Origin of the sequence: Aliiglaciecola lipolytica E3, from assembly GCF_000314975.1 — a bacterium.
GTDB lineage: Bacteria > Pseudomonadota > Gammaproteobacteria > Enterobacterales > Alteromonadaceae > Aliiglaciecola > Aliiglaciecola lipolytica.
Map to the genome: position 1 here is coordinate 93,793 of NZ_BAEN01000059.1, position 11,160 is coordinate 104,952.

The window sequence follows — 11,160 nt, forward strand, 5'->3', positions numbered from 1 at the left end:
CGGGCAACCTTAAAACGTCATGGCTGGTGACGAAAGCGTTGCGCTTCGCTGTAGGGGGTAAAGTGTTGCACTTCACCCGTAGCGGCACGCTTTTGTGCTTCAATCCAATATTCTGCCGTCATCAGTTCTGGGTGGAGTTGCTTGAGTAAATCTTTTAAGTGACGTTTACCCACAATAAAATGTTCAAACTGTTCAGGGAACACATCTTCTGGTGACACTGACATTGTGTCTATGGCAAATGGATCATCCGATTTCGGCAGCTCTCTAAAGGTGCGTTGGTGCATCAGGCAAATTTCATCATAATCATAAAATATCACGCGTCCATGTCGTGTTACCCCAAAATTTTTATGTAGCATGTCGCCGGGGAAAATATTTGCTGCAGAGATTTGTTTTATACATAAGCCTAAATCAGCAATCGCGTTGTGAATTTTACTTTCATCAGTTTCGGTTTGTAAAAAGATATTCAGCGGCGTCATTTTACGTTCAATATAGAGGTGTTTAATAATCACTTCATGGTCGTTTACTTGAATGTTCAAACTGGCGACATCTTGCAGTTCCTGTAAAAGGGCTGGCTCGATTCTATTACGAGGAAGCCTGAAATTGACGTATTCATGGGTATCCGCCATGCGTCCAACTCGGTCAGACATTTTCACCAAACGATAACATTCTTTTACTTGTTCACGAGTGACGCGCTTACTTTCCGGAAATTCGTCTTTGATGATTTTAAACACCACGCCATAAGAGGGTAGATGAAATACGGCCATAACCAGCCCTTTTACACCTGGCGCCACGGTAAACTGGTCGTCTGAGTGCTCTAAATGCTGCAAAAAGTTTCGATAGAATACGGTTTTACCATGCTTGTAATGGCCAATCGACATATACAGCTCGAAATTCTTTTTGTTCGGCATGAGTTCTTGTAAAAAAGCAACGATTTCTGCCGGGTACAGGGTTTCTGCCATGAAATAAGAGCGTGCGAAACCAAAAATTGCACTCAGGTCTTTGTTGCTGGTCAACAGAGCATCTACCTGCAATTGTTTTTGTTCGTTTACTAGCAACGCTATAACAAACGGTAAGGTTTCATTCGGCATACAAATACGCCCGATTAAATAGGCCGCTTTACCGCGATAGAATACGGGTTTCAAAATTTCAACGGTATGTACACTAGCCAGCTGAGCTTTGTTTAGTCGTTCCCTTAGAGCCTGATCAAGGTTAGATAAGTCAGTGGCTTTATCTTTAAAGTCGATATTAAACCGATACATCGATAAGATGGCTTGCATCATTGAACCTACAGTGCCACTGGTATCAAAACTATTCACAATCTTTTGTTTATCTTGGCCGGAGATATAACACCGACTAGGCAAAACAAACATAATATTTTCATCAATCTTACTATGTTTAAATAATCTGCCGATGACGGAGTTGTAAAAGGTTTCGGCAAGTTCATATTGCGGGTGTTGATTCAATTGTTGTGCGAAATGGACTTTAACTGCATGCCAAAATTCGCTGTCTTGTTGGCGCGGATTTATCAACGCATATAGCTCGGAAACCGTATCTGCCAAACTTTGTTCATAAATTGAAATACGTTCTTTAACCGCGCTATGAGTCGCTTGCCACTGTGCTTGTTCGAAACGTTGTTTTGCTCCAGAAGTGATTCTACAAAACCAACGATAATTTTTTTCGAAGCCAAAAAGTATCTGATAAGCGACTTTTTCTTGAACTATGGGCATAACTTCTGTCAAAGTAAGGGGTTAACGAAAGTGTTATTGAACCACAAATAGCACCAACAATAATAATAATAAAAGGTAAGATCTTGAGTTTCCCAGTATTAATTTGTGATGATTCCGCTATGGCGCGCAAAATGGTTCAGCGTAGTCTTCCAGAAAATTTCGCTAGCGAAATTGACCAAGCCTGTAACGGGCAAGAAGCTATTAGTAAGCTGGCTGAAAGTTCGTTTGCACTGTTATTTCTTGATCTGACCATGCCAATTATGGATGGCATTGAAGTTCTAGAAGAAATAAAAAAACGTTGTATTGAAGTCTTTGTCATCGTCATATCTGGGGATATTCAGCCCGAAATGAAATCTAGGGTGGCTAAGCTAGGTGCGCTAGATTTCATCGAAAAACCTGTAGATAAAAGTAAACTACAAGACGTTCTCACACGTTTCGGACTGTATTAAGTTTCTGCTTTTTATTGGCTTATTATTTATTGCTTAACTGGAATATCTTCTAGAAGATTTACAATATGACTTTTATTATTTAGCTTGGCTAGGTCTATTAGATAACTTTTTTCGAGTTCTTGCATGGGTTGATTAGGGAGCAATTCCTTTATCGACTGTTCTTCACCATTAACAATTGCGGTTTTCAACGCTGCAAAATTTAAAATACCATGCTCATTTTGATTGGATTCATTGTTACTCATTGATTGCGCCTCCTTGAATATAGGTAACTACACATAATAGATACCTGTCATTTAAAAACAAATGTGAATTTCCCTCAATTGACTAAACGCTTGTTTATAATCTTAAATTTCTTGCGCGAATGTTATCGTTTGTCGTTGACACTTAGGTAAATATACCCTAGCGTTAACTGGTTATTTATTATTCAGAATATGAATCTAAAATCACTTAATTTTTGTCTTAGAACAAAACATAAGTTGTTGATTAATTTTGTAAATTCATTGCAGTACCTGAGTGCTTTACTAATAAAACGTTAATCATCTCTCTACAACATTAAGTGATGCCATGGAAAAGCTAATAGTCTATTGTTTTGCGTTGTTTTTTACTCATACGATATTCGCACAGAATAAAACGTTTTTAAGAATTGAAACAGGCGCACATACCGCTCCTATTAATCAAGTGTTGGCAACGTCAGACGGCAAGTTTCTGATCACTGCGGCCAATGATAAAACCATTCGTGTCTGGGATATCGACAACGAAAAAGAGTCGAGACGGATTCTTGGCTTTATCGGAGAAGGGCCAGATGGCATGATTCATTACATCGGCTTAAGTCCTGACAATAATTTGTTAGCCGTGGCTGTACATCGAGGTGAATCGCATAATAAAGTCGCTGATGATCAAGATGTTATCCGAATATATGACTTTCATAGCGGCGACATTATAAAAGTACTCGATCCGCAAAATACCGATGACCTACTAACCGTTAACTTTAGTGATGACGGGAAATATCTGATATCGAGCTCAGAAGATCACAGCATTCATATCTGGGATGTCGAGCAAATTCTAAATTCTGACCATTCGCGCCCTATGCATACCATCGTTGATAATAACTACTATCAACGCCCAAAAGCCGTAGAAATGTTTAAATTTGCGGATGATTACCGAATCGTGTCTGCTGATTACGGTTCTCGTTTTAAAGTTGTGAGCTTGTATTCGCTTGCGCAGAAAAAAGTGATTAATTCATTTAAGGCAAAAGATAGATTAACCCATTTGGCTATGAGCGATCGCTTCATAGCGGTGACCGGCTATGAACAACAAATCATGATTTTTGATCATGATTTAAATCATGCGTTGAGTATACCTACAGACACTCAACCTACCGGACTACGCTTTTCCAATAATGGTGATCTATTACTTGTAGGGGCTAAGGAAAGCACCGAGGAAAAGCCTGTTTATGTGGCAGTCTTTGATGTGAACAATGATTTTAATAGGCTAAATAAATACTCCAAACACGGTTCAAGGGTGAATGATGTGACCTTCACTAACAATGGAATGGCCGTCAGCGCAGGAGGAGATAATAATGAAATACACATTTGGTCGCCAGTAACTTCAGAACTTCTTAAAACGTTTAAAGGTGTAGGTAATAACGTTTTTGCAGTGGGTATTGCAGACAAAACGTTAGCATTTGGCAATACTCAGCGTTTTCGAATGGATGTCAACAATTACGCACCACTGGAGCATACGTTTGATTTGGTCGAACGTGACTTAATCCCGAATACGCCTGAAGATGAACTCACAAAGTTTAAACGTGCGCAAACAGAGTACGCCGATAGACGTTTAAAAATTCTACCCCAACAAGGATGGGATTTAGCTGTTGAGGATTCGGTAAATCAATATCAGGTGTTGCGTAACGGTTGGTATTACCATGAAGCCTTTGGATTTGCGGACGACGGTACCATACTGTCAGGTGGACGAGGAGGAGAAGTAAGGGCGTATAGACTAGAAAACAACGACTTTTTTGCTCGTTTGACGACAGATTTTATCGGCCATCAAGGTAAAGTGTGGGACTTGGCCAGTGAAGGTCAGTATGTTGTTACCGGTGGTGACGATCAAAGTGTAAGGATATGGAACTTAAGAGCAGTACAACAAAAACAAGTTCGTGCTTATCCTATGTTAAATCTGTTTGTGTCGTCACAGGGGGAGTGGATTGTTTGGAGCAAAAGTGGTTTCTATGACGCGAGTACTTTAGGTGATTTACATGTTGGCTATCATGTTAATCAAGCAGAAGACGAAGCCGCATTGTTTTATTCCAGTGATCGATTTCTTAAAACACTTTACCGTCCAGATGTGATAACCGCTATTTTAGAAACAGGCAGTGAAGACGCAGCACTTCAACAAATGGCGCTTCAAGCACAAGCCGTCGATTCCATTTTACCGCCTAAAATCCAGTTATTAACAGAAAACCAGAAAACCCAACAAGCAGAAGTGACACTTTCCTTTGATGTTGAATTAGCGTCTGATCCGATTCAGCGAATTTGGTTACTACGTAATGAAAAATTTTATCGCCAGTATCAAGGTAGTGACATTGCGCATGGTGGACGTTTTGAAAAAACAGTAGAACTGCTTCCCGGTATTAATAATTTTACGTTATTTGCTGAAAGTAAAGTGGCGAAAAGTATCGCAAGCCGTGTATCAATTGAACTAGATGACAGCGAGTGGCAAGCGCGAGGGCGCATGCAGGAATCTTCGTTAATAAAAATTAAAGATACGCCTCCAGAGTTATTTTTGTTGATTGTTGGTGTGTCAGATTATGCAAATGCGAATAGCCAATTAAAAAGTATTAATTATGCACACATAGATGCAGAATCAGTGGCGAAAGCGTTTCAACTGCAACAAGGTAAGGCGTTTGCCAAGGTGGTTTCAAAAGTATTGTTAAATGAAGATGCCAATCGTGATTCTATAAAACAAGGCTTTAATTGGCTGCAACAACAAGTTGAGCAACGCGTTGCCTATAAAAAGAAAAACAATCTTAAAAGCGAAGACATTACTCTTATCTTTCTCGCTGGACATGGCGCAAAAGTTAATGAGGACTTTTTCTTCCTTGGCAATGACGCAAAAATCGAGGATATCGCCAATACAAGCGTAGATATTATGCTCGAAGCAGAGGTGTTTACAGCATTACCAAATCAATTAATTGTTATGACGGATGCTTGCCACTCGGGCACGATGGGGGGCGGTGTATTTAAAAATATTGATTCTAGAGAGTTGGGGAAGCGCCTTATATCACTGAATGACCGCGCGGTTTTTATTATTAATGCAACTCAAAAAGATAAGCCATCTTATGAAAGTTCGGAAATAGGGCATGGCATTTTTACCAAAGTCATGCTCGAAGCTCTGAAAACTGACAACGAGGTGTTTATTGAACCATTTATTACCTTTATTCGTCGCAATGTTAAACGACAAACCGAGCATTTAGAACAAGGCCCACAAAAACCCCATACCGTTACGTTTGGCAGTGTGGATGACTACTTATTACACAAAAACTAATCCACTTAGTATGCGTTTTTTTTGAAAAGGAACTGAGAAAATGAGTGAAAGCCAAACCATTGTGTCGATCCTTTATTTAGGAATATTTAGACTATCTATCATTACCGTAGGTGCGATAAGTATCTATTTAGGCTACAAACTTTTTATTGCCGGAATTGGCGCTAACCAAGGCAATGAAGGTTCAGGTATGGAAGCCTCGATGGGAGGCACGACATTTGCCGTCAAAAATGCAGCCCCCGGAACATTTTTTGCGCTGTTTGGGGTGGTGCTAATTAGTGCAATGTTAATTAATGCGCCAGCAGAGGTGACTTATCAAAGCCCGGGTCAAGCTACTCCAACAACAGACTCTACTCAGATATCGGGAGAGTCCATCAGCTTTAGAGGCAATGGCGAAAATGACGTCAAAGCGGATGATAAGGCGTTAGCGTCTCGTATTAACAATTATGCTTGGGATTTGTTTGATAAAGGTGAAACAGAAACCGCGTTAACATTCGCCTTGCTCGCTAACCGTACGCATCCCAAAGAAGGTAATATTTTAGATTCGATAGCTGAATTTTTGTATGCGTTAGGTCAATATGAAGCGGCATTGCAATTTAAGCAAGAAGCGATTCTACAAGATGCGAGCCTGGCAACAGATTTACAAAAATATCAACAAAAGGTGCAAACAGCACCTTAGTTTACTTGTTGCGTTTGTGGTGTTTACTCCATCGCGATAAGCGCTTGTTCTATCGCGAAAACATGTTCATCTGTTTCATTATGTTCTCTTAGTGCATGAGCAAGTTGGTATACGTAATCACGGTTCTTGCCACTGGGACCAGTTGAATTAAATATTTGTTTGGCGATACTGGAAATACTAGCTTCACCTAGGTATGCAGCGTTGTCTGGGCTAGCAATATAAACTAGGCCACAGACTACTCGGTTGTTGGTTAACTGAATGGCTATTTCATCGCGTAAATAGCCGTTTTTTTCTCGGTGATCTAAATGTGCAAATACATCATGACTGACTTTAAATGCTCTGCCAAAACAACGTGCGCTTTTTTCTGGAATTAATGTAAGCACCCTGCCTGGATTGTCAGGCGTACCTCGGTGATCATGGCTGCCTTGCCAAAAACGGCGTGCATAATTTTCGATATATGCGAATTCACTCGCTTCATATTCAAAGTCTACTTTATAAATGAGCGAGCCATAACCAAAAAGCCAAATCTCATCGTAATCAGCTAGGTTTTGTCGTTGTTTGTTTAGAGCTTGGGTATCAAAAGGCATGCATTAGAACTCAAACTTTTCATTTTTCCGTCTTAGCAATTCTGACTAACGAAACATCACAATCAGCATAATTTGCCACACCGTTGGCGGTAGAACCAATCAATGCTTGAATTCCTTTTTTAGAATGTGTTCCCAACATAATTAAGTCTGCTTTCCGTTTTATCGCTTCGTTACATATAAGTTCGTATGGCTTGCCCACTTTAATAATTCTATTTTTTTTGGTTACACCAAAATCGACGCAGAGCTCTTCGATTTTAGGCGTGACTTTTTCTTTTAATTCTTTTTGATAATCCTTTGGCAGTAACTTGTATGGGAGAACATGCATAACAAGTAATTTACTGTTATACAATTTGGCCATTGCAGCCGCTTTTGCGAGTACAAGTTTACCTTCTGTGGATGCCTCAATTGCACACAAAATAGTTTTATACATAATCGGTCTCTCATGTGACATAAGTTAAAATATTTATCGCTTAATACTACTGTCAAGTTAACTGAAAATATATGTTTTGGTGTGGATTGTTTACTCAAAATGCCACTTACTAAGTCACTTCAAATAATTTCACTCTAAATTAACGGATACCACTCTAACGCGTTTTGCGAGAAGCGGAAAATGACCTGTTGCATTTCGTATCCAACAAAGCGCGATTTAACAATAATCGACTTTATGGAGATGATTTATCCTAAATTGACGATAAACAAAGATATTCCCTTTCCTTTGGTAAATTAATTGGGCTCAACTTTTAAATTGTTTGATTTTTAGTCAGTTTGTCTTGTGGTTAGCCATTCTAAAGTCTATTGTTGAGATAACTTTATTGCTTGGACTGAAATTGTTATGGATACGTTTTTCAAACCTCTCATTGTTTTATTCTTGTTGTTCATGCATGGACCTTTGCATGCCAGTATCATCGCTGTATTAACTGAATCTACCGCCATGGGCACCTTTAGAGATGACGTAGATGGTAATCCCATAACTGTTAATTATTCTGGATCTCAAATCAATGAGACGGCTGAAATTGTAGATGGTTCTTCGGCTATTTTTGATAGTACATCTAGTCTTGGGGAAGATGTTATTTTTTTCCAAAACGGTAATGCTTCATACGGTAGTCAAGCGTTGTCAGTTTCGCGAACTGTGGTGGATATTTCATTTGAAAACACAGGTAGCACTTCAATTCGGCCAACTTTGAATTCTCAGATAACTCCAGCTGGATTAGGCATCTACGTATCTGGTTGTGGAGGTCGTGATCTGCGTACTTGTGAATTGCGAGATGATGGAGACTATGATTGGCAAGACGTAGGAAATGAAGTCGCACCGGGCGAGGCTGCAGTGGGTAGTTATTTTGATTTCAAAGTGGTTTCTGGTGAGGATGTATTATTCGAGTTAACTGGCGGCTTGTCATTGATTATTGGCGAGAATGGTAATCCAAATACGATTGTGCAAGATTTCGATGGTGTAGAAAACTTTCTAACCAATTTTCGACAAACATCGCCTGAAGGAACTGAGCAACAAATTAGTTTCGATTGGGAGGCTACAGACTTTCTTGTGGAGTTTCCTGAATGGCTGACACTTGATCCAGGTGAAACTGGAACACTATCTTACATTACCGAAGTGACGACTTTTTCTAACGCATTTTGTTATGGTGAAGGTCGTACGGCATGCCCAATTGCATTTGGTGCATTTGGAGACCCCATTGGGCGTGGCGGATCATCGGGTTCTAGACCTCCTGAATCAGAGCGGCAATTATTTGCAACTCAAACGCTACCAGATTCAGTTATAAATGGTATCGATATTGGTTTGTATGAATTCAACATCCCCAGTTTTGAAAACGGTGAAATAGGGTTTAAAGCGATTAGTGGGCCTGGAATTACACCCAGCGTCTCTGTTCCTGAACCTACAACAATAACGCTATTAATGCTGGGAACCGCATTTTTTACAATGCGTCGAAAACGTCCATTAAATTAAACTTAACATGACAACAAATCAGGACGATCAGGCAGCAGGACCAGCATATAGAGCATTCATTAGCTACAGTCATCAAGATAAAGTGGTTGCTAGTTGGTTACACAAGGAATTAGAACGTTACCGGTTGCCGAAAAAGCTTATTGGCAAAGATACGTCTTTAGGTGCCGTACCTGCGCGACTTTCACCGATATTTCGTGATCAAGATGAACTACCGGCTAGCGGCAATTTGGGTCATGAGTTACAAGATGCGTTAGCCCGCTCGCTTTTTTTGATCGTGATATGCTCGCCTGCTTCCGCTGTGTCCAAATGGGTCAATGAAGAAATCCGTCAATTTAAAGTAATCCATGGCGCAGACAGGGTGCTTGCCCTTGTGGTTGACGGAGTACCTAATGCTAAACCAGGCGCTAAGCAACAAGAGTGTTTTGCTCCCGCACTTAAATTTGTTGTTGCGGCCGATGGCACATTAACTGATGAACCAAGTGAGCCTATCGCAGCCGATTTGCGAAAAAGTGCAGACGGAAAAAAGCTAGCTAAATTTAAACTTATCAGTGGATTAACAGGTTTACGTCTGGATGATTTGGTTCAACGAGAAGCTGCACGACGTATTCGCATTCTGGTACAAATTAGTGTGGCATCTGTACTTGCCGCTATATTTTCGGTGGGACTGGCCATCTACGCAAATGAACAGCGATTGGAAGCTAACACACAAAGAGAAATTGCCGAGCAAGAATCTGCCACTGCGCGTGCTGTCTCAGATTTTTTAGTGAGCATCTTTGAAAGAGCAAACTCATTGGATGAGAACCCCAATGCCATAACTGCGAGATCGATTCTCGATCGAGGTTCGCAGCGAATCACGGATGAACTTGCCGATCAACCTCTGGTGCAAAGTCGCCTGTCAGCAACCATAGCTCGTGCGTATAATAATTTGGGATTGTTTAATCAAGCTATCGATATCGTCGATTCAACGTTGGCTACTTCAGGTGTTGAGAATTCTGCAGCATATTTAATAAAGGCGGAGGCGTTACATCGAAAAGGGGAACTCGAATTATCGATGGCGGCAGCAAAGCATGCTCAAAATTTAGTTGAACTAGAACATCTGGGAGAAACGACCCGAGTCGCAGCTAAAAAACGTGCAGATATCGCACGTATTCAAGCGGTTATTCATTATCAGCTAGGCCAACATGATGCTGGTTTGGTCGCCTTTGGCAACGCATTAAAGGAACTAGAAAGCGTACCTGAGCCGAATAAAGTGGAAATTGCTAATACATTACAAAATCGCGCATTGTTATTATCTGATGCAGGTGAAATGGTTTGGGCTGCAAACGATCTTGCCAGAGCAAAAGAGCTTGTTCTTGCGAGCGTCGGCGATCAAGATATTCTGCTAGGGCAAATTGCACTCGCACAAGCCCAAGTTAACTTTCTAAGTGGAAATTTAGAACCTGCACTCGACCAGATTAAAAATGCAATTGCCGTTTTGCAGCGAATTTTAGAAAACGACAATCCGACCCTTGCGGATGCTTACTCTATGCTGGGACAAATCCAGCATGCTTTGGGGGATTTAGATCAAGCGAAAACTGCATTGACTCAAGCAGTATCCATATATACAAAAGCCTATGCTGGGCGACATTATTTAAGTGGCATCGCAGAGGTTTATTTAGGATTGATTGCTGGCGACCAAAAAGATCTAGTTGGCGCACTTGCCCATTTTGAGGAAGCTAAACTTCACTATGATGTCAGTTATGGAGAGATTCATGCTAACCATGGTGACTTGCTTGTAAACCGCGCTACTGTACTTGCAGCGGCTGGCGATATAGAAAGTGCTGAACGAGATTGTAAATCTGGAATGGACATTCTGAATGCCACCTTAGGAAACAAAGCGGCGTTTACACAGCAACTTCAGGCTGTTTGTGATGAACTACAAAACAAATGATTATTGTTGAATGACTTCTAAGCAAGCGCATTTAATTGCAATATCTATTTAAAACGGCTTCAACATTATAGAACTTATAAATATAAATGCGTTTGGAAAGGTATTAAAAATGCTTGAATCCTCTTTTTTACTAAACAAAAATCCGGTAGGGTTTTTAGGCGATTTATTATAGTTATTTGTTTTAATTGAAGTTATTTTAATTGGGATAATTTACCTTATTAATAAAATCGATCTGTAAAAGTTAAATTATTCTTGTTTAGACGGTTGACATATAGACGTCTATAC

9 protein-coding genes are annotated in these 11,160 nt (G+C 40.3%); 5 read left to right on the forward strand and 4 right to left on the reverse strand.

Going from position 1 to position 11,160, the window contains the following annotated elements:
* Positions 1-17 precede the first annotated feature (17 nt).
* Positions 18-1,727, reverse strand: a complete 1,710-nt coding sequence (gene aceK, locus GLIP_RS14625; RefSeq protein ID WP_008845433.1) for a bifunctional isocitrate dehydrogenase kinase/phosphatase — start codon at positions 1,725-1,727, stop codon at positions 18-20.
* 83 nt (positions 1,728-1,810) lie between these two features.
* On the opposite strand from aceK, the gene GLIP_RS14630 reads away from it, so the two are divergent.
* Complete coding sequence (locus GLIP_RS14630) at positions 1,811-2,176, forward strand: response regulator (protein ID WP_008845434.1); 366 nt, start codon at positions 1,811-1,813, stop codon at positions 2,174-2,176.
* Between the two features lie 26 nt (positions 2,177-2,202).
* Here GLIP_RS14630 and GLIP_RS14635 read toward each other — a convergent pair whose 3' ends face one another.
* The gene (locus tag GLIP_RS14635; protein WP_008845435.1) at positions 2,203-2,418 is read right to left on the reverse strand and encodes a hypothetical protein; all 216 of its coding nucleotides are present in this window, start codon (positions 2,416-2,418) and stop codon (positions 2,203-2,205) included.
* Positions 2,419-2,740: 322 nt separating this feature from the next.
* Here GLIP_RS14635 and GLIP_RS14640 point away from each other — a divergent pair, with 322 nt between their 5' ends.
* Positions 2,741-5,722, forward strand: a complete 2,982-nt coding sequence (locus GLIP_RS14640; protein ID WP_008845436.1) for a caspase family protein — start codon at positions 2,741-2,743, stop codon at positions 5,720-5,722.
* Between the two features lie 40 nt (positions 5,723-5,762).
* Entirely contained in the window at positions 5,763-6,398 is a 636-nt protein-coding gene (locus tag GLIP_RS14645) for a tetratricopeptide repeat protein (protein ID WP_008845437.1), read from the forward strand.
* A gap of 23 nt (positions 6,399-6,421) precedes the next feature.
* Here the strand turns inward: GLIP_RS14645 and GLIP_RS14650 are convergent, their stop codons facing one another.
* Both GLIP_RS14650 and GLIP_RS14655 read right to left on the reverse strand, forming a co-directional pair.
* Positions 6,422-6,985, reverse strand: a complete 564-nt coding sequence (locus GLIP_RS14650; RefSeq protein WP_008845438.1) for a gamma-glutamylcyclotransferase — start codon at positions 6,983-6,985, stop codon at positions 6,422-6,424.
* 19 nt (positions 6,986-7,004) lie between these two features.
* Complete coding sequence (locus GLIP_RS14655) at positions 7,005-7,415, reverse strand: universal stress protein (RefSeq protein ID WP_008845439.1); 411 nt, start codon at positions 7,413-7,415, stop codon at positions 7,005-7,007.
* Between the two features lie 402 nt (positions 7,416-7,817).
* Between GLIP_RS14655 and GLIP_RS14660 the strand changes: the two genes are divergently transcribed.
* Entirely contained in the window at positions 7,818-8,945 is a 1,128-nt protein-coding gene (locus GLIP_RS14660) for a PEP-CTERM sorting domain-containing protein (protein ID WP_008845440.1), read from the forward strand.
* Between the two features lie 7 nt (positions 8,946-8,952).
* Positions 8,953-10,875, forward strand: coding sequence for a tetratricopeptide repeat protein (locus GLIP_RS21495; protein WP_008845441.1), 1,923 nt, complete (start codon positions 8,953-8,955; stop codon positions 10,873-10,875).
* The last annotated feature ends 285 nt before the right edge of the window (positions 10,876-11,160 follow it).